Origin of the sequence: Coprococcus sp. AF19-8AC (genome assembly GCF_003603115.1) — a bacterium.
Classification (GTDB): domain Bacteria; phylum Bacillota; class Clostridia; order Lachnospirales; family Lachnospiraceae; genus Coprococcus; species Coprococcus aceti.
In genome coordinates, this window is the sequence record NZ_QTMI01000002.1 from 139269 (window position 1) to 164972 (window position 25704).

At 45.9% G+C, this 25704-nt stretch carries 25 protein-coding genes; 4 read left to right on the top strand and 21 right to left on the bottom strand.

The window, feature by feature from the left end:
- Positions 1–154 precede the first annotated feature (154 nt).
- Positions 155–1225 carry a pyridoxal phosphate-dependent aminotransferase gene (locus DWX57_RS05545; RefSeq protein WP_022217544.1) on the top strand — a complete coding sequence of 357 codons (1071 nt, stop codon included), beginning with the start codon at positions 155–157 and terminating at the stop codon, positions 1223–1225.
- A gap of 55 nt (positions 1226–1280) precedes the next feature.
- Positions 1281–1922: a phosphoribosyltransferase gene (locus DWX57_RS05550; RefSeq protein WP_022217543.1), complete on the top strand. Its 642-nt coding sequence runs from the start codon at positions 1281–1283 to the stop codon at positions 1920–1922.
- A 125-nt stretch (positions 1923–2047) separates the two neighbouring features.
- Here DWX57_RS05550 and DWX57_RS05555 read toward each other — a convergent pair whose 3' ends face one another.
- The 21 genes from DWX57_RS05555 to DWX57_RS05655 all read right to left on the bottom strand — a co-directional run bounded on the left by DWX57_RS05555 (position 2048) and on the right by DWX57_RS05655 (position 23301).
- Complete coding sequence (locus DWX57_RS05555; protein WP_120123204.1) at positions 2048–3619, bottom strand: extracellular solute-binding protein; 1572 nt, start codon at positions 3617–3619, stop codon at positions 2048–2050.
- Positions 3616–4407, bottom strand: coding sequence for an ABC transporter permease (locus DWX57_RS05560; protein ID WP_120123205.1), 792 nt, complete (start codon positions 4405–4407; stop codon positions 3616–3618). The genes DWX57_RS05555 and DWX57_RS05560 overlap by 4 nt, the downstream gene beginning before the upstream one ends.
- Positions 4407–5207 carry an ABC transporter permease gene (locus DWX57_RS05565; RefSeq protein WP_015534262.1) on the bottom strand — a complete coding sequence of 267 codons (801 nt, stop codon included), beginning with the start codon at positions 5205–5207 and terminating at the stop codon, positions 4407–4409. Before DWX57_RS05565 ends, DWX57_RS05560 begins: the two co-directional genes overlap by 1 nt.
- 14 nt (positions 5208–5221) lie before the next feature.
- On the bottom strand, positions 5222–6670 hold the full coding sequence (gene potA, locus DWX57_RS05570; protein ID WP_117549711.1) for a polyamine ABC transporter ATP-binding protein: 1449 nt from the start codon (positions 6668–6670) through the stop codon (positions 5222–5224).
- 33 nt (positions 6671–6703) lie between these two features.
- Positions 6704–6928, bottom strand: a complete 225-nt coding sequence (locus tag DWX57_RS05575; RefSeq protein WP_015534264.1) for a hypothetical protein — start codon at positions 6926–6928, stop codon at positions 6704–6706.
- 604 nt (positions 6929–7532) lie between these two features.
- Positions 7533–8426 carry a hypothetical protein gene (locus DWX57_RS05580; RefSeq protein ID WP_120123206.1) on the bottom strand — a complete coding sequence of 298 codons (894 nt, stop codon included), beginning with the start codon at positions 8424–8426 and terminating at the stop codon, positions 7533–7535.
- Positions 8427–8478: 52 nt separating this feature from the next.
- Positions 8479–9633, bottom strand: a complete 1155-nt coding sequence (locus tag DWX57_RS05585; protein WP_120123207.1) for a M20 metallopeptidase family protein — start codon at positions 9631–9633, stop codon at positions 8479–8481.
- Positions 9630–10412, bottom strand: coding sequence for a TraX family protein (locus DWX57_RS05590; protein ID WP_117875099.1), 783 nt, complete (start codon positions 10410–10412; stop codon positions 9630–9632). Before DWX57_RS05590 ends, DWX57_RS05585 begins: the two co-directional genes overlap by 4 nt.
- Before the next feature lie 315 nt (positions 10413–10727).
- The gene (locus DWX57_RS05595; protein WP_120123208.1) at positions 10728–12185 is read right to left on the bottom strand and encodes a glycoside hydrolase family 32 protein; all 1458 of its coding nucleotides are present in this window, start codon (positions 12183–12185) and stop codon (positions 10728–10730) included.
- A gap of 22 nt (positions 12186–12207) precedes the next feature.
- Positions 12208–12381 carry a hypothetical protein gene (locus DWX57_RS05600; RefSeq protein ID WP_243106178.1) on the bottom strand — a complete coding sequence of 58 codons (174 nt, stop codon included), beginning with the start codon at positions 12379–12381 and terminating at the stop codon, positions 12208–12210.
- Between the two features lie 82 nt (positions 12382–12463).
- A complete protein-coding gene (locus tag DWX57_RS05605; protein WP_117549719.1) occupies positions 12464–13138 on the bottom strand; it encodes a V-type ATP synthase subunit D in 675 nt (224 codons plus the stop codon).
- A 284-nt stretch (positions 13139–13422) separates the two neighbouring features.
- Positions 13423–14793 (bottom strand): V-type ATP synthase subunit B, encoded by a 1371-nt coding sequence (locus DWX57_RS05610; RefSeq protein WP_004850771.1) that lies wholly within the window; start codon positions 14791–14793, stop codon positions 13423–13425.
- Positions 14794–14797: 4 nt separating this feature from the next.
- Entirely contained in the window at positions 14798–16561 is a 1764-nt protein-coding gene (locus DWX57_RS05615) for a V-type ATP synthase subunit A (RefSeq protein ID WP_120123209.1), read from the bottom strand.
- A 36-nt stretch (positions 16562–16597) separates the two neighbouring features.
- Positions 16598–16918, bottom strand: a complete 321-nt coding sequence (locus tag DWX57_RS05620; protein WP_119999270.1) for a V-type ATP synthase subunit F — start codon at positions 16916–16918, stop codon at positions 16598–16600.
- Positions 16911–17882: a V0D/AC39 family V-type ATPase subunit gene (locus DWX57_RS05625; protein ID WP_120123210.1), complete on the bottom strand. Its 972-nt coding sequence runs from the start codon at positions 17880–17882 to the stop codon at positions 16911–16913. Before DWX57_RS05625 ends, DWX57_RS05620 begins: the two co-directional genes overlap by 8 nt.
- Before the next feature lie 14 nt (positions 17883–17896).
- A complete protein-coding gene (locus DWX57_RS05630) occupies positions 17897–18499 on the bottom strand; it encodes a V-type ATP synthase subunit E (RefSeq protein ID WP_118649458.1) in 603 nt (200 codons plus the stop codon).
- A gap of 24 nt (positions 18500–18523) precedes the next feature.
- Positions 18524–18997: a V-type ATP synthase subunit K gene (locus DWX57_RS05635; RefSeq protein WP_004850778.1), complete on the bottom strand. Its 474-nt coding sequence runs from the start codon at positions 18995–18997 to the stop codon at positions 18524–18526.
- Positions 18998–19025: 28 nt separating this feature from the next.
- Entirely contained in the window at positions 19026–21053 is a 2028-nt protein-coding gene (locus DWX57_RS05640) for a V-type ATP synthase subunit I (RefSeq protein WP_120123211.1), read from the bottom strand.
- Positions 21054–21090: 37 nt separating this feature from the next.
- Positions 21091–21402: a vacuolar (H+)-ATPase G subunit gene (locus DWX57_RS05645; protein WP_015534275.1), complete on the bottom strand. Its 312-nt coding sequence runs from the start codon at positions 21400–21402 to the stop codon at positions 21091–21093.
- Between the two features lie 378 nt (positions 21403–21780).
- Positions 21781–22206, bottom strand: a complete 426-nt coding sequence (gene rpiB / locus DWX57_RS05650) for a ribose 5-phosphate isomerase B (RefSeq protein WP_015534276.1) — start codon at positions 22204–22206, stop codon at positions 21781–21783.
- 42 nt (positions 22207–22248) lie between these two features.
- Entirely contained in the window at positions 22249–23301 is a 1053-nt protein-coding gene (locus DWX57_RS05655; RefSeq protein WP_015534277.1) for an L-threonylcarbamoyladenylate synthase, read from the bottom strand.
- A 176-nt stretch (positions 23302–23477) separates the two neighbouring features.
- On the opposite strand from DWX57_RS05655, the gene DWX57_RS05660 reads away from it, so the two are divergent.
- Positions 23478–24248, top strand: a complete 771-nt coding sequence (locus DWX57_RS05660; protein ID WP_117549731.1) for an N-acetylmuramoyl-L-alanine amidase — start codon at positions 23478–23480, stop codon at positions 24246–24248.
- Between the two features lie 553 nt (positions 24249–24801).
- Positions 24802–25695 (top strand): adaptor protein MecA, encoded by an 894-nt coding sequence (locus DWX57_RS05665; protein ID WP_015534279.1) that lies wholly within the window; start codon positions 24802–24804, stop codon positions 25693–25695.
- Positions 25696–25704: the final 9 nt, after the last annotated feature.

The window sequence follows — 25704 nt, forward strand, 5'->3', positions numbered from 1 at the left end:
TTTTGTCAAAAATCACTCATAGTGGTTGTATTTGAAGCTTCCAATCGGTATAATTGACAAAAAGACATATATTCAGATTATAACAAAATATTGTCTCTTTTTAAACAATATATACAGAAAAATAACTTAAAACAACTGAAAAAGGGGTTTTTTTATGAAAAATGGGGTTATCAATCTAAAAACAGAGAATCTCCTCAGTCAGGTCGAAACTGTTCGTGCAGATCTTAACATGAATCCACTGGGAGTTCCCGAATCTGTTACTAAAGCTATTGCGGACAACATGAGTCAGTTATCAGTATACCCTGATCACAACACAAAGAAATTAAAGGAGGCCATATCCGCATACTCCGGAGCAAAGACAGACGACATAATCGTCGGCGGCAGCTCCTATGAATTTGTCAAGATACTGTGCGAATTTACCTCGCCTAAGAAAGCTATCCTGATAACACCTGGAGCACAGAATTACGAAAAGCTGCTCTCTATGAACGGCTGTGAGATAATCTACTACTCCACACCTGAGGAGGAGGATTTCACCCTCGACATCGCAGATTTTATATCGAAGTTGTCAGAGGACATCGATATTATATTCATATCGAATCCTAATGGTACAACATCACAGATAATCGATGCAGAGTCTTTGGAATTTATAGCCAAGATATGCGATGGCAATAACATAACCATGGTCGTTGACGAGGAATACATGGATTTTGTTGATGATCTGGAGAGTAATTCTGCCATTCCTCTCACATCGGAATACGAGAATGTTATCGTGCTGCGAAACACAACGAAATTTTTTGCAGTTCCCGGACTCAGGCTGGCATATATGATCACATCGAATCCTGTTCTCAAGAAAACACTTGAGATCACCGGACTGCCATTTGCGATAGGCAAGCTTGTGGAGGCCGCCGGAGTCGCCATGTTCACCGACGAAAAATACATTGCCGAATCAAGAGAGCTCATCAGAACCGAGCGCAACCTTGTGTACTCGGCACTGTCCACCCACAAGTCGATCAAGCTGTACAAACCGGCCGCCAACTTCATACTGATCCGTATCCTGAGGGATGCTATTTCCGCGGGTGATGTGGTGGATTACTGCATGCCAAAGGGTCTTTATATACGAAGCTGTGCTGATATAGGCGGACTTGACAACAAATACATAAGATTCTGTTTTATGAATCCAAAACAGGATGACCTGCTGGTCAACACCGTGCTGGAAATAGTCTAGGAAATTACTGTTTTATTTACAGACAACATAATAATAGAAAAGGAGAATTTAAACTATGGAAAACATGACAACCAAGATCACATCGTCTTATAACAATGCACTGGACATCAAAGTAGTTGACGGACATTTTGCAACTAACCATTCCCACATCAACAGATACATCGATATGACAACCATCAAAAGCAGAAGAAAGATGGCTCTCGCTGCTGCCAAATCCATGGCTACAGAGTATGTTGCAACAACGATCGTTGACACCATCGTCTGCATGGACGGAACAGAGGTTATCGGTGCTTACCTTGCAAATGCCCTCACAGAGAACGGTATCGTGTCCATGAACCAGCACCAGACCATATACATCATGACACCTGAGGTTCATTCTTCAGGCCAGCTCATATTCCGTGATAACCTTCAGCCAATGATCAAGAACAAGAACGTTCTCCTTCTCCTTGCATCGGCAACCACCGGCAAGACAATCAAGCAGAGCATCGAATGTATTGAATACTACGGCGGAAGCATCTCAGGAATATCAGCTATCTTCTCAGCTACAGACGAGGTTGCAGGCCACGAGGTTCACTCTCTGTTCAGCAAGAAGGATATCGACGACTATGCTTCTTATTCCGTTGACGAGTGCCCTATGTGTAAGGCCGGCAAGAAGATAGAAGCCATTGTCAACAGCTATGGTTATTCGATGCTGTAATACCACAGAAACAACACAACCTTTCCCTCGCCGCTCACATAAACTAAAACGGCTGCCTCGATGGCATATGGCCTTTCTTACCGAAAACCACATACCATCAGGGCAGCCGTTTATTTTATATTATTCTATTTCCCAAGATAAAATTTCTTTGACCTTTTATGATATACGATCACTCCGGCCAGTGCACCGATCACCGCTGCCACAATAAACCATGCCCATGTCGGCACATCTTTGATATTGTAGCATCTGATGTTGATCCACATCTGGTTGATATCCTTGGTGGCATCCTCATCGAAATACTCCATGACCGCACTTCTCTCTATGGCGTCCTGTGACGGATACTGAGCCCCAAGCTGTCTGTTGACCTGTTCCGCAGGAGCTCTGAGAACGTAGTCAGGATCTGAGTTGTCCCCTGTGAAGAAATATCCAAGTGGATAATCAACAACATCCTCCTCGTCATCCTCTGCACCATAAGTGTAATCCAGATAAGAATATACCGTATCGTCATCCCCACCTGCTATGACTGAGGTATAACCAATGTAATACATGTTGCGGACTGCATTGTCAGGTCTTGACACGAAGTTGATAAACGCCTCGGCCGCCTGCTTTCTGTCAGCGTCACCGTCTATTCCATTTTTCAGCATGACCCATCCGTCAAAGTACAGATTTGTGCACTCCTCAGGGACCGCAAAGTCAAGCTTCACACCATCCTCCTCAGCCTGATCCATGGCATAAACTGCATCTCCTGACCACTGGTAATTCGCAACAACCTTTCCTGTTATCATGTCTGCCTTACCGCTGTCAGTCTCAAATGAATACACATTATCCTTTATGTCCTGTAGAAGATCCTGTGACTTTGCTATAGTCTCAGGACTGACATCGTTCATGATATCCTTGAGCTGCTCTGAGTAATCATCCTGAGCCCTGAATTCAGTGTCCATCAGCTTGTCCCTCTGCAGTGCTCCGACTGCGGCGAAGTAGGAATCTCTGACATTGTCTTTTATGGTGATCTGTTTTGAAAACTTAGGGTTGTTGAGGACTGTCCATGTTCCCGCCTCATCAGCAGTCATCTTCTCCGGATTGTACAGAATTCCCGTAATTCCAAACATGAAGCCAGCTGCATATTTGCTCCAGGTCTCTCCATTTATCTCATGCGTCTCAAATGTATCTCGAATATATGGCGACACACCATTTATATAATAATTCTTGTCGTTGTTCTCATCGAAAAAGCCATCAGACAAAGGCTCAAGCTTGTTCTCAGACATAAGCTTCATGATCATGTACTCCGAAGGACATACAAGATCATACACATCGCCGAGAGTCAGCATATTATAGAGATCCTCATTGGTGCCGAAGCACGAATACTGAACATTCACCTTCACACCATAATTCTCGTAATACCAGTTCTCGAAATCCTCCACCATGGAATTCTCACCAAATATAGTTGTTCCATTGTCCAGTTCCAGGGCTTCGTCTTCATCCCAACCACCCTCGTCAATGTACTCTTCCCAGCTGCACACCCTGAGAGTGACCTCTTTTTCAGTATCAGATGCACCGTCGCTCTTGACAGAAGCCGCATCTTCTGTATCCTCCGCTGCCATTACCGGCAGCATCTGTCCGGCAAGCAATGAAACAGCCATGACTGCTGCCGCCAGCTTTCTGGAAATCGAACGTCCAAAACATATATGTCTTATCATCGCTCCACCTCCTTCTTTTTTCCGGCCACATTCATAGCCACAACGATTATGACAACCAGTGCAAATATGACTGTTGAGAGCGCCCACAGGGCTGTCTTAACTTCCGTCTGTGAACCCTTTGTCGCATTTACAACGTAAGTACTTATGGTGTCAAATGTCGCAGGCTTGGTGTATGTCGCGATGAAGTAATCATCCAGTGACAGTGTAACAGCCAGCGCAAATCCCGAAATAATACCCGGAAGTATCTGAGGTATCACTACCTTTGTGAGTCCCTGGAAAGGTGTAGCTCCCAGATCTAACGCAGCCTCATACAGACTGCTGTCCATCTGCTTGAGCTTTGGCACCACTGACAGATATACGAAAGGTGCCGACAAAACCACATGGCCGATGACAAGTGGAACATAGCTGTCCTTGCTCATGCCGAATGCAACTATGAGCAGTATACATATAGAGAAACCTGTCACAACATCTGCATTTACAACAGGCACCTCATTCATGGCATTTATCGATGCTGAAGCCCATTTTTTTGAATAAAAAGCACCTATAGCACCGAGTGTTCCTAGAATGGTTGCTATCAGTGCTGAACCGGCAGCCAGAAGAACAGTTCCAACGATCATTGACCTCAGCTCATCTTTGGTGAACAGAGTCACATAATTGTGAAGCGACCATCCGTGAATGCTTCCGATATTTGCCGATGTCGTAAAGCTGTACACAGCCAGTATCAGTATAGGCATATATATGAGAAGCAGCATAATGCATATAAATATAATCTTAGACCATTTCTTCATTATAACAACGCACCTCCTCTGCTTCCACCGTCGTCATCCGTGTACTTGTTTGTCACAAGTGTGAATACAAGTATTATCACAAGAAGAACTAGTGCTATCATGGAACCGCCGTTCCAGTTGTATGCTGAGAAGTAGCTTCCTATCAGACTACCCATGATGTATGTGCTGTTGTAAAGCATGTCAAGCACAACATAGTTAGTCATAGATGGCAAAAATACCATAACTATCCCGCTGACGATTCCCGGAACGGTGAGCGGAAGTGTGACCTTGACAAATGTCTGGAAGCTATTTGCCCCAAGATCCACAGCGGCCTCCATAAGGCTGCCGTCAAGCTTCAATATGGTTGTGTATATAGGAAGTATCATAAATGGCAGGAAATCATATGTCATTCCTATAACCGAATTGAGAAACGGGTGGAATGCCAGATTGCCCTCTATAACCGTGAGTACTTCCTTGAGTGCTGTGATCCTCAGTGTGAAGTTGATCCACATCGGGAGCACGAACATCATGACAATTACCGATTTCCTTTTCATCTCACTTCTCGCAAGTATATATGCGATCGGATATGCCAGCAGCAGACACACCAGAGTAGTCACTATGGCAAGCAAAAAGCTGTATGCCAGAGTACCTATAGTGTTCGGGCTGGTAAAGAATCCCGTCAGATTGTCAAATGTAAACCTGCCCTCGCCGTTGGTGAAGGCATAATAAATAATTACAAACAGTGGTGCAACTACAAAGCATATGAGAAATAATGCGTATGGGATGCCCAGCTGTTTTCTTGAAAAACGTAAGCCGTTCATTTTCATCCCTCCATCTATTTCTTAAGTGAAAACTTCATCTTATCCTCTGGAATTATCAGGCTGACTCTGTCCTCCATGTTCCACAGGTACTCGTCATCCACGATAAAGTCCTCCTCATTGTCAGTTCTCACCACATAGCTGTAGTGGTCTCCCTTGTATATAAGATTGATGATATGTCCGCAGAGTATACCAGCTTCCTCGTCATCACTCATGTCGATATCCTCTGGAAGTATAGATACTATTACCTTGATCTTCTCACGGTCTATCGCCTCACCATTTGCATCCACCAGCACGCCATCCTTCATGGCTGAACCCGGAACGATCTCCGTGAGGTCGCATGATACCTTACCGTCAAATACGCCGAGGGCATAATTTCTATTGACTGAGCTCTCAATCTTGTTGATTGCAGTCTCCGATATCATGATGTGTATTCCATCAGGTTCAACATTGAGGCCAACCTTGTCTCCAACCTTGGCGGACTTTGTGGTCTGAATAACTATCTCATTCCTTCCGGACTCAACGGTGATCTCATAGTGTACACCTTTGAACACAACAGATGTCACAACTCCCTTTACAGCGCCCTGTTCAGGTGTAGTAATCATCACATCCTCCGGTCTTACTACGGCGTCCACCTTTGTTCCAATCTCCACGTCATCCAGACAGACAAATTCTGCACCACAGAATCTTACCTTTAACTTGCCCGTCATGATTCCGTTAAAGATGTTACTCTCGCCTATGAAATCCGCAACAAATGCGTTCTTTGGCTCATTATATATATCTTCAGGAGTTCCTATCTGCTGTATCTCACCCTCGCTCATGACAACTATCTTGTCTGACATGGTGAGTGCTTCCTCCTGGTCATGTGTTACATAGATAAAAGTGATTCCCAGCCTGTCATGCATTCCCTTGAGCTCTATCTGCATCTCTTTTCTCATCTTGAGATCCAGTGCGCCAAGAGGCTCATCCAGAAGAAGTATCTCTGGCTCATTGACAAGAGCTCTCGCTATAGCTATTCTCTGCTGCTGTCCACCCGAAAGCGTGGCGACTTTTCTGTCCTCAAAGCCCTCAAGGTCAACCATCTCAAGGACCTTCTTGACCTTCTTCACGATCTCTGCCTTAGGAAGCTTCTTGAGCTTGAGGCCAAATGCTATGTTGTCAAAGATATTCAGATGTGGGAACAGCGCATACCTCTGAAAGACCGTGTTGATAGGTCTCTTATTTGGTGGAAGCTTGCTGATATCCTGTCCATCCAGTAATATCTCTCCTGAAGTAGGAATCTCGAATCCTGCTATCATTCTAAGTGTCGTGGTTTTTCCGCAGCCTGAAGGGCCTAAGAACGTGACGAACTCGCCTCTCTTCACTTCGAGGTTAAAGCCGTCAACTGCTGTGAATCCATTGTCATAGGTCTTGACAATGTTTTTCAATTCAATGATATTGTTGGAATTATTGTTGTTTTTTTCCATTTATTTCCTCCTTAAGTATCGTGACATACTCCGTCACTTACTTACAGTGCCCCAACAAAGCGCATTTGTCATCTGCCATTCCAAATGGACGACAAGAGCGACCGCCCCGCCGTCAGCGGACAACAAATCCACGCTCCATGTATCACTGCTGTATATCTCACCAGCCCGGGGAGCAAATAACGAAAAGCCTATCTGATAGCTCTCCTCGCATGAGCACAACTTTATCTTGCCCTCATACTGTCGGGGAATCAAAAACATGTTAAGAAAAAACCCCTTTATGATACCGGGTGATGGCATGGATCATGGTTAGTAGCCCTATCCACCTGCCTCTCCATGTCGAGATACATTTTAAGGCACGATATCAAAGGTAAAATAGCTAACAGACTTCCTATTTTTCCCAAAATCCACGAAGATCATCCTGCATTTTATGCAGAAAAATCGACCCTGTCTCCAAACATTCCGCATATTCGCGGCTGCATCCCTGCAATTTGAAACAAAGTCGATTTATTCTAACATATAATCATTGGTAATGATATATATTTTCATTTAATTCTTTAACAAAACAGGTCGTTACCTGTTATTTCATTCTGAACAATTCCGGAATGACTCAAGAGGCAGTCACATTTTACTGAATCCATCAAATCCGAATCGCTATTCAGATAACAGTTAATAAATTCTAGATCAGAAGTACCGCCAGCTGCACCAGTGCTGACAGCCATATGAGAACCACCAGGTATATCTTTGCCGCTTTTGTCATGTCGAACCTCCACACACATCCCTTTTACAACTTGTTATTATTATGTTCTACGAGAGGGATTTTATGCCTGAACAGGCACAAGTTTACGCAAAGATCGTGCAAAAATCATCTGATGATACTTCTTTCCGTTTTCCCATATTTCCATGTATATACATACGTAAGCTTCATCTGCCCGTGCTCTGACTGCCATTCAAGATGTCCGTCTTTCATCCGAAAATCTATGCCCAGCTTGTCCGTGTCTATCTCTCCTGGCTGGTATGTTCCATCTTGACCGTCACGAGATACATCGCCGATACCAGCGACCTCGTATCTCACCTTCTCAACATCCGCCTCCACCTGCGCTTTGGCCATGTAACCAGCCGCAGAAAACATAGCCAGATCAAAAATCACGGATACAAAGCCAGCCAAAAGTACAGTCATTATCTTCTTAAACAGATAGGTTCTTACCTTTCTGTCATCGACTGGTTCAAGCCTTCCTCTATATCTTCTATTGTCAGACTGTCTATAATATACAACTGCCCCAGCCACCCAGAATACAGCAACAATACACAGGCATATTCCAGGAATCGACACTCCGGGGAGCCAGCGCCACCACCCTACATAATACTTTATGACCACCACTGCAAAACAAAGTGCACATGCAGCCGTGATACATGCTGATATCACGCTATCCCTGTCCATTCCATCAACGATGCAATAATCTTCTCGTTCTCTCGGCAGATTTTCCAGCACACAATTATATTTCCTTCTGTCATCTGGAACCTCATATCCGGCCTTGATCAGTTCTCTCAGGTACAGCCATGCGTCCAGGCAGGCAAGCCACAAACCAACCATAGGGCAAAATGTAATAACGCTGGTCACCATCATAACATCGCAAAATGTACTGACAATATCATCAAAAAACACACCACAGATCATTCCTGCAAGTGTAGGGACAGATACCACCACCGCAGCAATCAGAATTATACGCATTACGCGCCTGTCATATTTTATCTTCATACGACTTCACCCCATTTTTGAACATCAAATAACTTATTATCTCCTACCTGCACTACATCAATGCCAGCCCCACAAACATCTTAACTGCTGTCTCTATGATCTCATCCGGGAACTCGAATCCCGCCGTATGGAGCTGGGCATGATCCTCACCATCGCCTACGCCGAAGAATGCTCCCTTTGTCTCCTGCAGATAGTATCCGAAGTCCTCCGACCACCTCATCGGTTCAGTAAGTTCTGTAACCACAATATTCTGGTCAGCAGCACATTTTCTAAGTTTGTCCACATTCACAGCATGATTTTCCGTTGCCGGGAACCGCTCTATCTCCTGTATATCAAGGGTGAAGCCCCCATCGTCCGCAGTATTTTGTGCAATCTGCTTTATCTCATCCACATACCCGGCAAATACCTTTTCTCTCTCAGCCCTCACCGTCATGCGCAGCGTTCCTTCTGATGCAGCCACACCGTAATTGGCACTTCCAATATCCATTCCGATGAGCGTCATCCTGACAAATCCCCTGCTGCGGTTGTACTCCTCAGTAAGCTTCTCTACCTCCAGCAGCAGCCTGGCAAGCGCAGGCCCCGGATTCTTTCCCGCCTCAGGATATGCCGCATGGCTGGCTGTCCCTATCATATGTATCTCAAGCCCCGTTGATGCGCATGCAAATGTTCCATCTATCGTCAGCACATGATTTCTCGGATATCCCGGTATGTTATGAAGTCCATAAATCTCACCTACATTCTTCTCAATTATAAGATCTCTGCACAGCCTTGCCCCGGCACCGATCTCCTCACCGGGCTGGAAAATGAAATAGACGTCCCTGTTAATTATCTGATTCTGGCTTGCACGGGACAGCCAGGTCGCAGCCCCACATAATATACTGCTATGTCCATCATGCCCGCAGTAATGTCCCGGCTTTCCATCCTGCCCACACACTGCATCCATGTCTGCCCTGAACGCGATCGACGTTCTTTCTTCATCCCCTATTCTGTCATCAGAAGATTTCAGCACCGCATAAAACCAAGCACCTCTATCCACGATCTCAAGGTCAGTATTCTCCCTGAGAAACGACATGAGCACCGCCTTAGTCTGCATCTCATGCAGCGAAGCCTCAGGAATGCTGTGAAGCCTGCGCCTGAGATCATATATCTTTATCATCAGCTCTTTGTCAATTTCCATAACGTCTCCGTGCTCCTTCTCATCTATCACAGCCCAAGACACATCCTTATAATACCGAGTATCAGCATATGCACTGGATAGAACAGGTAATTCACCAGCTTATTCTGCCTGCCGCGCTTGCCATTGTATGTCAAAGTCAGTCCAAACCCCAACAGTGCCCACGGTTCCTTGAACATCGCCAGGTAGCAGAACGGTATTGCAATTGCGGACTTTTCATGAAATATATACAGGAAATATCCTATAAGTATGGCGTGGTAGTCATAATCAACCGCAAGATTCATCGATATAAGACACACTATGGCAACTATCGGTATCGTTGCTATAAACCAAACTGCCTTGGGAAGCTTCTCCATTTTTTTCCTAAGCACATCAATGATCCATATCATTGCCAGCACCATCGCCAATGTAAACATAATATTATTTGCATTCCATTCAAAGAATACGCCACTGGAGAACATGTCATAAGGGATCTCAGATATCACGCCAAATATAAGCAGCATTCCAAGATACTTCCACTTGTTTCTCGTATGAAAATATCCTTCCACCAGCATATATATGAATATCGGGAAAGCTATCCGCCCCAGGACATCAAATACATCACTTACAGCCGATATTATTCCACCGTCCAGATACGGATACAGCAATGTCTTATTCGTATGATCTATGAGCATTGAAATGAACGCTATATACTTAAGCTGTGCTCCGGAAAGCAGACCTATTCCGTTCAATGTTATTTTTCTGCACGTTTCACAAGTTGCACCCTCTGCCTGCTCAAAGTTATTTTCTATTTTATAATTATGAACTTTCATGCAATTTCTCCTTTGTTTTCCCAACATTTACTGATGTTTTAGTCCTAATAAGTACAGTAGTCGTTTTTAGGCCCCCGCACTTATGCACTACCACACTTTTCAACAGTGTTTTCACAATAAGTATAACATAACTGCATTGAATAACAGAGCTTAACTTTTTTTCAATACGCTTAAATTTATGACATTGCGCATTTACGTGTAGTCAGCATATTTGCTGGATAAATAAACAAAATACCAGTCTGCAAAATCAGATGTTTTTTCTAATCTTTGCAAGCTGGTATCCGATCACCCTCTGTGTCAATCAGAGCATATGACCTATATGTTCAGATCGTATTTCTCCACCTCAAGTTCCACACATCCGTCAGTTTCAAATACAATATCCTGAGCATTGCGCGGTGTATATATAACTGTAGACAGCACCTGTTCTCCATCATTTACAAATATCTCTATGGAATTCCAATCCATCACTATTCTCATTTTTGAAAGGCCATTGCCATTCTTGATTTTGACCTTGCGCACACAGTTTGTATCACGTATCCATCCCGCAAATGTTCTGTCTATCTCAAGCATTTGTGTTCCCGGGGTATAGCTGACATTGGTTTCATGAATCTCATCCTTTGCAAAGTGCATTGTAAAATGTCCGCAGTCAGCTTTCTTTATATCAACTGTCATATCAATAACTCTGCCGTTAATGCCTTCATATGTCTTCTCACCACGCAAAGTATCATTAACTACCAGCTTGTTCTGCCTGTATCCACAAAGCTCTCTGACCGGAGTCTGAATCAGCTTGCCGTCAGAGATCATTAGTTCTCTTGGAACTGACATCATACATGCCCACTTCTGTCCACGTGGCAGCGTATTTACGCTGTCCCAAGACTGCATCCAGCCAATCATCACTCTTCGTCCATCAGGTGTTCTTATAGTCTGTGGTGCATAAAAATCAAATCCACTGTCCACAGATACTGCTTTTTCATACTTGAAAATATGTTTCTCTTCATCCACATCGCCTGTGAAGAATACCACGTTATTTCCATTGTGAAACTCTCCATCTGCTGACATGTCCTGTGGGGATACTATAAGCACCTTATGTCCATCCATCTCAAAATAGTCTGGGCACTCCCACACTGCGCCAAATCTGCCTGTTTCATCCTTTGCAAATACTGATTCAAATTTCCAGTTGTACATATCATCTGAAGAGAACAGTACAACCTGAGGGATTCCATCATATGTCCGGTTTCCAGCCAGCATATAGTACCTGCCGTCCGCGTCCTTCCAGACCTTCGGATCTCTGAAATCAGCACGGCTGCATTCCTCCGGCATGATCTTCCCATCAACAACAGGATTGCTGGATATTTTTTCATAACTAATTCCATCGCCTACAGCCATACACTGGTTTTGTATAACATTCTTAGTTCCATCAGCCAGTTTTTCCTCAACTACTCCTGTATAGAACAATACATGCTTCCCGTCATTCTCTATAGCAGTTCCTGAAAAGCACCCAAATGAATCAAATTCCGAGTCTGGCGCCAGTGCTGTTGGAAGCTCCTCCCATCTTATAAAATCATCTGAGGTGGAATGTCCCCAGTGCATAGGTCCCCACTCCGTGCTGTATGGATGGAACTGATAAAACAAATGTGCCTTTCCTCCATATAGGGAAAATCCATTAGGGTCGTTTAACCAGCCCACCGGAGTTGTAAGATGGAACTCCGGCTTGTCTGCTCTGTCTACTCTGTTCTTTTCTATATATTCATCTGCCTTCTGGCATGTATACATACTGTGACCTCCTTCTGTTTGATTAGATTGTTTTTTCGGTTGTGCTGTCAAAGAAGTGCAGCTTATGTGGCATGAATACGAACGAAACCTTGTCGCCTATCTGGCTTATCTTATACTTTGATACTCTTGCAACAGTCTTGCTTCCCGCAAACTGGAAATACAGATTATTTTCATTTCCCGTCCACAAGAAGATCAAACCGCCCACACCCCTTTAGTTATCTGAGGTGTGGGCGGTTTTTATCAAAACTTTTGTCCTATAAGTTTAAATATCATTCTGTCTACTGCGCATGCTCGAACTGATGCTCTTTGTAGTGATGAGCCTCCTCCAGCATCATGTCCTTGACCTTCATAAGTCTGACCTGGGTGCTTCGCTCATTCTCATCAAGCTTCATGCTTATATACTTTATGCCCTCCCGGGTCTCCGGGATAATGACATGCTCAAGAGCATTTACGCGCCTTCTGGTCTTCTCTATCTCCGCTGCAAGCATCTGGCAGGACTTCTCAACCTCCGCCAGTCTCAGCATATCAGGAAGTATATCCGAGAGGGACTTCACTGCATCATCCAGCTCTCCGGATGTAAATGCAAATCCATATGAATATATGTCATTTGAATTTGCGCTTTTCGTCTTATAGTCGTACACCGGAATGTCAACACTCATTACATTCCTGTCGCCAAGAGCGACCCGCACCTCCTGCTTCGGAGCCATGAGCGCCGTACTCAATGTCTGCTCATTCATCCCCGCCTTCGCTATTACGAAGTTGGTGTTGGCAGCTTTGATGCCAGCCTCAACCTTCTTTCTCAGTTCCATATTCTCTCTTGCCATGTCAAGGAACTGCCTCATCAGTTCATCTCGCTTATCCTTCAGGAGCTTATGACCTCTGGACGCCGTAACCAGCTTCTTCTTTAGCCTTGTCAGCTCCATACGTGTAGGATTGACAACCACATTAGCCATCCGTCTTCTCCTTCCTTCCAAATATATTTTCCAGTTGCCTGACATGTATTATAAAATCAACGTGCATATGGCAATTTCGAATGTTATACACTGAATTGTGTCCCCCTTTGCGGCATATATTGCCAATAGGGGGAATTTGAGGTCGCCGGTCCTTAGGTGGCGCCGTGAAGGCGGCACCTTAGTACCGCTGCAGACCGAAATAAGCGGAAGCGACCCCCGGTTGGCAATATATGCCGCAAGAGGGGCCGAACACAACCCATATCTTTCGAAATTGCCCACGCCCACTACTTTCCGTAATACATGTCAAGCCACTTATCGTCGATACGTTTCAGCTCGGCTCTAGGAAGAATGGAGAGAAGCTTCCAGCCGATGGCCAGTGTCTCCTCGATACTTCTGTCAGTGCCGTACCCCTGGGATACATACTCCTTCTCAAATGCCTCTGCAAACTTTGCATATATGATATCTATATCCGAAAGTGCCGACTCACCCAGGATAGTCATGAGCTCCTTGGCATCCTTTCCTCTTGAATAAGCTGCAAATAACTGGTTCATGGTGCTGGCGTGATCTCCTCTGGTCTTGCCCTCACCTGTTCCCTTATCCTTAAGTCTGGACAATGATGGAAGTACATCGATAGGCGGTGTGACTCCCTTTCTGTACAGCTCTCTTGAGAGAATGATCTGCCCCTCCGTGATATATCCCGTAAGGTCAGGTATAGGATGAGTCTTGTCATCCTCAGGCATGGTCAGGATCGGTATCATGGTGATACTTCCATTCTTGCCCTTCTGTCTTCCTGCTCTCTCGTACAGAGTTGCCAGGTCAGTGTACATGTATCCAGGATAACCACGGCGTCCCGGAACCTCTTTTCTTGCGGCTGATACCTCACGAAGTGCATCCGCATAGTTCGTGATATCCGTGAGGATTACCAGAACGTGCATGTTCTTCTCAAATGCAAGATACTCAGCGGCGGTAAGTGCCATTCTAGGTGTGGCGATACGCTCAACCGCAGGATCATTTGCCAGGTTGATGAAGAGGACTGTTCTGTCTATGGCACCAGTCTCCTTGAAGCTCTCTGTGAAGAAGTTTGCCTCCTCAAATGTGATACCCATAGCCGCAAATACAACGGCAAATGGCTCATCTGTTCCGCGCACCTTCGCCTGTCTTGCTATCTGTGCTGCAAGCTGGCTGTGCGGAAGTCCTGAAGCCGAGAATATCGGCAGCTTCTGTCCTCTTACCAGTGTGTTCAGTCCGTCTATGGCTGATATACCTGTCTGAATGAACTCAGACGGATAGTTCCTGGCAGCCGGATTCATCGGCAGACCATTGATATCTCTTCTCTCATCAGGAAGTATCTCAGGGCCGCCATCTATAGGTCTTCCAAGTCCGTCAAATACACGGCCAAGCATATCTTCTGATACGCCGAGCTCCATACTCCTTCCAAGGAATCTTACTTTGCTGTTTGAAAGATTTATACCCGTCGAGTTCTCAAAGAGCTGTACCAGGGCATCCTCACCATTTATCTCAAGGACCTTGCATCGTCTGATCTCGCCGTCCGCCAGCTCGATCTCACCCAGCTCATCATAAGCTACATTCTCAACTCCGTGCACCAGCATCAGAGGACCCGCAACTTCCTGTATAGTTCTGTATTCCTTTGGCATAGTCTTAGTCCTCCTTCTCTATAGCTTCCTGAAGCTCTTTGTCAAGCTCCCTGGATATCTTCTCGTACTCTTCATCCACATTCTCAGGAAGCACATATTTGAATCGTCCGATCTTTTCTCTGATCGGCATGTTCAGAATATTTCTTATGCTTGCTCCACCGGCCAGTGCCTGCGCTGACTCCTCATAAAATGCCATGATGAGCTCCATCATCAGAAACTGCTTGTGAAGCGGTGTGTATGTGTCCACATCATGGAATGAGTTCTGGTGAAGAAAATCCTCTCTGATGGATCTCGCCGCCTCCATCTTCAGTCGGTCTCCCGCTGAAAGGGCATCCATACCTACCATCTTAACGATCTCATCGAGCTCTGCCTCCTCCTGAAGCAGGGTCATCATCTTCTGTCTGTCGACCATGAACTTTTCATTTACATTTTCCTCGAACCATTTGCCCATATTGTCCACATACAGAGAGTATGAGGTCAGCCAGTTGATGGCAGGGAAATGTCTCTTGTACGCAAGCGATGAATCCAGTCCCCAGAATACCTTGACGATTCGAAGTGTTGCCTGTGAAACCGGCTCGGAAATATCACCACCCGGAGGAGAAACCGCACCGATAACCGACAGTGCACCAGTTCTGCCCTCGCTGCCGAGAGTCTTGACCATTCCGGCTCTCTCGTAGAACTGCGCAAGTCTTGAACCGAGGTAAGCAGGGTAACCCTCCTCACCTGGCATCTCCTGCAGACGTCCTGACATCTCTCTGAGTGCCTCAGCCCAACGCGATGTGGAATCCGCCATGAGTGCCACCGAGTAACCCATATCACGGAAATACTCAGCTATAGTTATACCCGTATATATAGATGCCTCTCTGGCCGCAACCGGCATATCCGATGTGTTGGCTATGAGGACTGTTCTCTGCATGAGTGAATGTCCAGTCTTCGGATCCTTCAGCTCTGGGAACTCGTTCAGAACATCTGTCATCTCATTTCCGCGCTCTCCGCATCCGATGTAGACAACGATATCCGCCTCAGCCCACTTTGCAAGCTGATGCTGGATAACTGTCTTGCCGCTTCCGAAAGGTCCGGGAACCGCAGCCACTCCTCCCTTTGCTATAGGGAAGAATGTATCTACAACTCTCTGTCCTGTGATAAGTGGCATGATCGGTGGTATCTTCTCCTGATATGGACGGCCCTTACGAACCGGCCACTTCTGCATGAGTGTCAGCTCCCTGTCACCCTTGTCTGTCTCAACCACACACACAGTCTCCTCAACTGTGAATTCTCCTGCCTTTATCTCTTTGATGGTTCCTGTCACACCATAAGGCACCATGATCTTCTGTGTGACGACCACAGTCTCCTCAACTGTTCCTATCACATCGCCTGCCGACACCTTATCACCCACCTTGGCAGTCGGCACAAATGTCCACTTGATATCTCTCTTCAGCGATGGGACTTCAACTCCTCGCTTCAGGTTATTGCCACATATCTTCATGATATCATCCAGCGGTCTCTGGATTCCATCGTATATACTGCTTATAAGTCCCGGTCCCAGTTCAACTGACAGAGGCATTCCCGTTGACTCGACCGGTGCTCCCGGTGCAAGTCCTGATGTCTCCTCATATACCTGAACTGATGCCTGATCTCCGTGCATCTCTATGATCTCGCCGATAAGTCTGCTCTCACTTACACGCACCACATCGTACATATTTGCATCACGCATGCCCTCAGCGATGACCAGTGGTCCGGCGACCTTCTTAATCTTTCCTGTAGCCACTTAACAGCTCACGCTCCCTTCTATTTGTATGCTCCACTATTCTTCATTAAATAAAATATCCGAGCCTACAGCCTGCTCAACGGATTTCTTTACTCCCGCTATTCCGGCCCCTGTATTGCCAGATATCCCAGGTATGAGAATGATCGCAGGCTTCATAACCTCTCTGTATCTGTCTATCTCTTTATTGAGATCCGAAGCCAGTGCCTCGGTCATATATATGACTGCATAATTGTCCTCCGCCAGCCTTTTCAGCAACGTAGCCCCATAATCCAGATTATCTACAGGGAATGTATCCAGGCCCAGAGTTGCAAATCCGTATATACTGTCATAATCGCCCATAACAGCTATCTTATACATACATCTCCCTTACCCTTTCCCTGATAGCCTCCTCCGGAAGCTGGTTCAGCTTGCATGTCAATATGATCCTCACTGTCTTTATCTCGTTGAGCCTTGCCAGAATGTACGCCACTATCGGTCCCACCGTAAATGGGTTGTACTTCTGAGGCTTTATCGTTTCTATGATACGGTTGTCACACCATCTCTCAAATGCCGATGCCGACTCAGAAAGTGCCTCTGCCCCACCGGCGTATGCTGTGTCCGCAAGGTATCTCTCTATCTCCTCCATGCCGGCCACCGCAGCCGTCGCCAGCCTGTCAATATCCAGAGTGTTGCACTCCGCCATGGCTCTCTTCATGAAATCCTTGTTTTTGCCTGTCTTCATGGATCTCACCGCTATCTTGATATCTGCAACAGCCACCGTCGTCTCTGCATAATCCCTGAGCAGGCTGTCATCTGCCTTCTTTGCAGCCTGCATGATCGCCAGCAGTGTTCCTCGATCTATCACAGCATCGCACATCTGTCCATCTCCAGCCTGTGCCATACAGTCCCAAGCCTCCCTCGCGCAGTCTCTCATGTGTTCTGGAAGTCTGTCCCACGCCTTGTCACTTACGATGGACAGCATCTTCTGACCGTCTATCTCGGCATTGTCGAAGAACACATGGGCAGGAGTCTCCCCGGCAACCACAGTCTTGATCGCCGCCTTGAGGTTGTGATACAGATCTGGAAGTCTTATGACATCGAACACGGACATATCATCCACCATCTCAGCCACAGCAGCCCACGTCTTGTCGGCCTCCGCCCTAAGTATGTCATTTTCATCCATACTGGCTTTATCACTATCGCCCCAGCCCTTCTCTATGATGAACTGAACCGCCTTTTTGTAGGAATCCGTGGCCACGAGCTGTTCTATAGCTGCCTGACTCATAAGCGTCATCTCAAGCGCCCTGATCCTGGCAACTGCATATATATATTTGTCTGCCATCTGCCTACCTCCAGCTATCTGTTATCAACAAATAATAATTCATTTACCTTGTCTGCCAAATGTTCTCTGTTCGCGTCCAGCATTGCCCTGAATGAACAGTTTTCCTCGATTCCTCCGTAGATCAGGATAAATCCTCCATCTATATCACAGTTCCCATTGGACACCGTAAGGCTTCCTCCATGAGCTGCAGCTATCTGCTCTATCTGCTTCTCAGTCTGTGGTGTAAGTCGTTTTCTGTCTTTCCCGGAGAAACATATCTCTCCGCTTTTCGGCTGTACCGACTTCTCCAGACATTTGACGATCACCTGGAAATACTCCTCATCCGGGAGCGCCACCATTGCGTCATATGCCTTATCCAGCATATTCCCAATTATGGACTGCTTTGCCGCAAGTATCGCCTGTCTCTTCTTAAGTTCTGATGAGGACTTTGCCCTGAATGATCCGGACTTTTCTGCCTGGGCAACCTTCTCTCTGGTCTCCTCATTCATCTTATCCACAGTCTTTTTGGCATTTGCAATGATGGAATCCGCGTTTCTGGCAGCCTGAGCTTTGATCTCTTCAGCTTCCTTCTGCGCTTCCTGAAGGATCTGTTCTACGATTGTTTCCAATCCCGTCATAAAGTACATCCTCCTTACAAAAAGTTATAATTTGATTCCATTTACCGCAAGAATTGATACCAGAAGTGCAAGGATCGCATATGTCTCAACCATGGCTGGGAAAAGCATCGCCTTACCAAACTGATCAGGCTTCTTTACAACTATTCCAACTGCTGCAACTGCTGTCTTGCCCTGATGCATTGCTGATACAAGACCAACTACCGCTATTGGAAGACATGCTGCAAGCATCATAAGTCCCTGTGCTACTGTGAGCTCCTTCGGTGTTCCTGAAAGGATTCCTATGTTGGACAATGCTATGAATCCAACAAGAAGTCCGTAGATACCCTGTGTACCCGGAAGAAGCTGGATGATAAGAACCTTTGCGAATTTGCTTGGATCCTCACTTACTACACCTGCTGCCGCCTGACCAGCAACTCCTACTCCATATGCAGATCCCATGCCTGCAAGAATTACTGCCAGCGCAGCTCCCACTAATGCCAAAACCGTTCCCATTGTCATAATATTTTCTCCTCCTAAAATTGGTTTCTTATTTCTGTGTTTCTGTACCACTTACTATATCAACGTACTTCGTATTCTCCCTGAACGGCCTGAATGGATTGCCGCCGCCCTCGTAGAATTTGCCGAAGAACTCTACATACTGGAGACGGCATGTGTGCACGTATGCTCCCAGCATGTTGATCGCAAGGTTGAACAGATGTCCTACTATAAATACGATGACGAACACTATGGCTCCGAATATTCCATCGCCAGCCATGCTTCCCATCTGGTTTATTACCTGTGCTATAACTCCCGTCGCAAGTCCCAGAGCAAGAAGCCTTGAGTACGACAGCAGATCTGACAGCCAGCCTGTCAGGTTGTATATGTCATACAGTCCAAGTGCAAGTCTGAGCACCGGATTCTTGTGGTCTCTTCCCGACATGAGCACGATGATCGCAGCTCCCACAATCGCCAGTCCGTAGCTTGTATTCTTAAGCCAGCCAGGGAAATTGAACTGCATCTGTGCTATGGATGCGAACAGCTCCGTCGGCATGAGCATCAGCACAAGTCCTGTGATGAGCATGAACCACGACAGCACGTCGCATATGAATGATTTCGCATCTCCCTTCTTCAGGCACATATATCCCTTGAGTGCCAGTCCGCCGAACAAATGTATAAGTCCGAACAGCAAAGAGAATAACAAAAGCTTCATCGGGTCATCCAGCGGTGCAAACCATACCGGCTTGAACGTCACCTCGTGGTGGAAAAACGTCCTCGATACCACCGTTATCAGGTCTCCGAAAAAACCACCAAATAATATTCCCCATATCAGTGTGGATATACCACAGTACATGAACAGACGCAGGGACTTTTGAAGTCCGTTCTCCATCCTCGGGAATTTCCTGATCAAAATAAAACATGCCAGGAATATGATGAGTCCATACGCCGCATCGGACAACATGAGTCCGAACAGGAATATATAGAATATCGCCATCGGTGTGGTTGGATCCATCTCACCTTTTCCCGGAAGTCCAAATGACTCCAGTACGCCCTCCGCCGATGCGAACATCTTCGGATTCTGAAGCTGTATAGGTGCCGCTTCATCCTCAGGAACATCATATACATCAGCCATAAGGCTAAATTTCTCATTGAGTACAGCCACTACCCTGTCTACGTCTCTCTCCAGCACATATCCCGATATGACAAATGTGCTCTTTGATTGGAGAATATTTCCAAGGACCTTATATTTATCCGCCCTTATGCGGTAATAGTCAGCCAGAAGTCTCAGCTTGTCTCTGTCATCAGCCATGGATACTAGTTCATTCTTCTTGTCCTCTATCCACTGTTCGAACTCCCTTATATCCGCCCTGTACTTATCCATCTTCTGTTCAGGTGTTCTTTTGGAGAAATACGAAATTCTTGTAAATCCATGGGATCTCAATATCTCCTCCACCCTCTGTGATACAGTTTTAATGGCTATTGCCACCATACAAGTCTGGTCCTTATCAGATCCTACAACAGTGACTGTGTATCCCGCTATCTCCGGTTCCGCAGAGCTTATATACCCCTGAATATCCGTCTCCGTGAGCCCCGGTGGCATAGTTCCGATCATCACATCCGTCTTCTCGGTCCCTGTGGTATTGATCGGTATGTCCATATTCAGCCACGGCGCCAATCCGTCTATAGCCACCTGACATTTGACTATTCCCGCCTCACAGCCGGCTATGTCCTTGCTGATCTCCTGGATCTTTTTAACCTCACGGTTATAATCCCATCTTCCAGCTATGATCTCCTGAATGTCAGCCTCTGACGCCTCCTGCCGTCCTTCCAGGCTGGCAAATATGGATTTCTCCTCCGGAGCATATTTATCAATTATCTGTAAGGCTTCATCTGTATTCTGTACTCTTTTCTCGTACTTTGCTCTCTGGCTTGTGGTACTCATCTTCCTGAAGTCATCAGTCTCTTCGTTATCAGTCTGTATCTCAACCATTCCCAGCGACTGGAGCTTCTCAAGAATTGCTTTTCTGTCCCTCTTCATGGCACAGATCTCAATCTTCTTCATAGGAAGTACCGCCATACATTTACCCCCTTTCTTAAAATGCCTGCAGGACTTTTCATCCCACCAGCTCTGCGATGATCATGGAAGTAACCTCGCCTTCCATGGACGCTGCACGTTCCCTGAGATGTGCGATCTCAGCGGTGGCAATATCCATCGCCTTCACCGTGAGCTTCTCCTCCTCAGATCTGCCGGCTCCCTCGGCACTCTTCATGCTTTCTCTCGAAGCTGATCCTGCGGCCGCGATCATATCCGCAGCCTCCTTCTTTGCAGCAGCTACTGTATAGTCGGCTTCTTCCTTGGCCTTGCGAATGATCTCGTCAGCTTCAGACTCTGCATCGGTTATCTTCTTCATAGTCTCCTGCAGCATAACATTCCTCCCTTATAAAAATTTATGAGCAGACTCAATTCCATAAACACTTTATCAAAGCATCACTTTAGATTATTATGTCAAAACTCAAGTAATATTATTTTATAATGAGTTGGCTATATTGTAAATAAACATTTTGTAAAGTTTGTACAACCCCCTTGATATTTTTTTATTGTTAATGTACAATGTGACTATGTTGATAATACTTATGTTTATCCATTAATCATTTTTCTTCCTTTTAACGCGGTTATATGTCGAACAAATGATGCAGTTTGACGAAAACCGCATAAAAAAGATCCCATGACAGTCTTGACCATACTGTCATGGGATTCTTTTTTGAGTATGAACGGGGTCCCCCTTACGGCATAACTTATTATACTACTCAATCATTCCGATTCTTCTTACGTGACGCTCATCATTTGAGAATGGTGTGTCGAGGAATATGTCGACTATCTTAAGTGCAAGTCCAGGTCCTATGACTCTGGCACCCATAGCCAGCATATTTGCATCGTTGTGCTCTCTTGTCGCCTGTGCCGAGAAGCAGTCGTGGCAGAGTGCAGCTCTGATTCCCTTTATCTTATTCGCTGAGATCGATATTCCTATTCCTGTTCCGCAGATGATGATTCCCTTATCACACTCACCTGAGGCTACTGCCTTTGCTGCTGCCTGTCCATATACCGGGTAGTCAACTGACTCTGTGCTGTAACAGCCAAAGTTCTTGTACTCAAGGCCTCTCTCCTCAAGATGCTTTATAACCTCCTGCATAAGCTCATATCCGCCGTGGTCACATCCAAGTGCTATCATGTTCTGATTCTCCTTTTTATATAATATTTTTTTCGAAATTAACTAACAGCTTATTATCCTGTGTCCTGCAGCCTTAATGAGACGGTTCATGATGGCGTAGCCCATGTCCCCCTCCTCAAATGACTCGCTGTATATATACTGTGCACCTATGTCATCACAGGTTCTGAGCAGACTGTACAGTCCGGCAGACACAGTTATCTCGTTCTTCTTGCTTCCGGCATCGTATACGTTCTCGCATACTCCGTCATCATAAAGACTGACATTGTCAGTGTCACACAGTATCGCAGTCTTGTATCCCTGTGCCTTTTTCTCCGCAACAAGACTTCTTATCTTCTCAGCCGCAGCCAGTCTATCGCCCTCTACTATGCTGAGTTCTCCCTTTGGAGCATAGTGTGTATACTTCATCCCCGGAGCCTTAGGTCTCAGAGCATTGTTCATACCTGTTATCGCCGGATCTATAGTCACATCGCCAACGATATCCCTTATCATCTCCGGAGTGATATATCCAGGCCGCAATATAGTCGGTCTGTCTCCGGTCATGTCCACTATCGTCGACTCTATACCAATTCCGACTGCCCCGCCGTCGATGATCATATCTATCCTGCCGTCCATATCCTGCTGCACATGCTGCGCAGTGGTCGGGGATGGTCGTCCGGACAGATTGGCACTTGGAGCTGCGATATACACTCCCGAATCCTTTATGAGCCTCATGGCAACCGGATGCGATGGCATCCTGATGGCAACCGTATCAAGTCCGCCAGTGGTCGTGTGCGGAACGACCTCTTTCTTGTTGAGTATGATGGTGAGTGGTCCCGGCCAGAATGCTTCCATGAGCTTCTTCGTGTCGTCACTCACTGTCTCCGCCAGTTCATACACGCTTGATGTCTCTGCTATATGGACTATGAGCGGATTGTCCGATGGCCGGCCCTTTGCCGCATATATCCGATGTGACGCATCCGGGTTCAGCGCGTCTCCTCCAAGGCCATACACTGTCTCTGTCGGGAATGCTACAAGACCACCTCTCTTAAGTATCTCCGCCGCCTGCTCATACATGCGATCGTCATCCACTCCTGCTTTTGCAATTATAGTGTTCATCACTTTACCTTCTTCTATAATAAATTGTTATCGCTTCTATATTATTGCATATACGCCCATATTTTAGCCCAGCACCGCATGTGTGTCAAATGTTTAGGCTATATTTGGGTAACATATATCATATAACGTCCGCCGCCGTCATATAAAATAGTAATTACACTTCCCGGGGATCACCGATGCGTACTTCCACCAAATTATACATACTTGTATTTGCCATAATATTTGCAGTAATACTTCCTCCTATCCTCTGCTACATATTTATAGTCCGTCCCGCAGACCATACAGCCGGGCAGGATACTTCCACCAATACAGGAAATGAGCGCACATCCACCGAAGGTTTGGACACCACAGATGCGGCAAAATCATTTACGATCCTCATCGATCCGGGACACGGCGGATTTGACCCGGGTAAGGTCAGCCCGGATGGGATCATGGAAAAGGATATAAATCTGGCCATCGCCTCAAAGCTGGCATCGGCACTTACGGATCAGGGATTTTCCGTGTATCTGACCAGAGACTCCGACAAGTCCCTGAACAGTGAAAATGCATCCAGCAAGAAGACTTCAGATCTGAAAGCCCGCACCAACCTCGCCACAAATGTAAACGCTGATCTCTACATCAGCATCCACCAGAACAGCTATTCAGCTGAGTATGTCCACGGAGCGCAGGTATTTTATTACTCCACTTCCTCCGGTGGTAAAGCCTTGGCGGAGTGCATCCAGGAGCATCTCATCTCCGAAGCCGATCCATCCAACACACGGACGGCAAAGGGCAATTCCGAATACCTTGTTTTACGGGAAAGTCCATGCACCGCCGTCATCGTTGAGTGCGGCTTTTTGAGCAACACAAAGGAATGTTCCGATCTGTGCAATGATGAATACCAGACCGCCCTAGCAAACGCCATCTGCAATGCAGTCTGTACATGGCATGAACAGCACGCCAAATAAAACCAGGGGCTCTGCTGTGACAGCGGCAGAGCCCCCAAATAGATGTTAAGTGTAATTCTGTGCATATAATTATGTTCTATATGCTACTGCTGCCTTTTAACCCCCCTATAGGCATCACCCCCAAATAGTTTATTTTTCCATCCCTGCCATGCAATGTAAAGACAGATGTGTTGTGATGTATTATTCTCCTTTTATGTGCCATGTGTCAGTTATGGAAATGTGTGAGCACTGTCATATCACTATCTCTGGGAATTGTATCTGAGACGATAAGAATCAGACAGAATTTGTAGAAAAATAAAGAAATGAGCTCATCTAAATATCCTGAGCACGTCCCGCTCACAACTCCACAATAACGCATAAAAAGCCATTTTCCAACCCCATTTGAGCATATTTTATGAAATTTTCATAAAAGTATACATAACGTAGAATTAGGGATATTTTTTCACGGAAAATTCCAATATTTTCTCCATATATCCTATTTACTTGCTTGACAAATGTGGTAAACTATAATACACATTTTAATACCATTAAATTATTGAAGGGGGTCGATTCTATGAAGATTGAACGTCTAAGTGAAAATCAGATAAGATGCACACTCAACAAAGCCGATCTCACCGAAAAGCAGCTCAAGATCTCCGAGCTTGCCTATGGCACACCGAAGGCAAAAGAGCTCTTCAAGGATATGATGCAACAGGCATCTGTAGAATTAGGCTTTGAGGCTGACGACACTCCACTTATGATCGAAGCCATACCGGTATCACCAGATTGTCTCATACTCATTGTGACAAAGGTTGAAGATCCGGAAGAACTGGATACCCGCTTTTCCAGATTCTCAAAGACCAGCGAATATGATATTGATGACGATGACGAATACATGGATGATGATGACATAGATGACGATCTTGACGACAACGATGAGTCCAGGGATAACAACGGAACCATCGCAAGACTTGAGATCAGTGGATCCGGTTCCGTTCCACAGGGCGTAAGAGAGGCACTTGAGGGCATTTTCAACACCATATCCGGACTTGCCGGAACCGCAGGAGATTTTGCCGCTGCGGCAAATGGCAGCAATACATCATCTGATGACAGCACCACAGGCACTGCCGCCAGTACAACAGGCAGCACAAAGGAATCAGGTTCAGCAAGGGAGAGCATGTGCTCACTGTACATCTTTGACTCACTTGCAACCATCATAAGTGCAGCAAAACAGGTTGCTTCTTTCTATTTCAGCGAGAACTGCTTGTACAAGAATCCTTCCAACGGAAGATATTATCTGGTTCTCACGAACAGCAATAACACGAGCCAGGAATTTGTGAGAGTCTGCAATATCCTTGCAGAATACGGAACAGCACAGAAGCTCACATATGCAATGCCGGCACATTTCAAGGAGCACTTCACCGCTATTATGCCGGAGGAAGCACTTCAGACACTGTCAGCATTATAAGTAATAGCC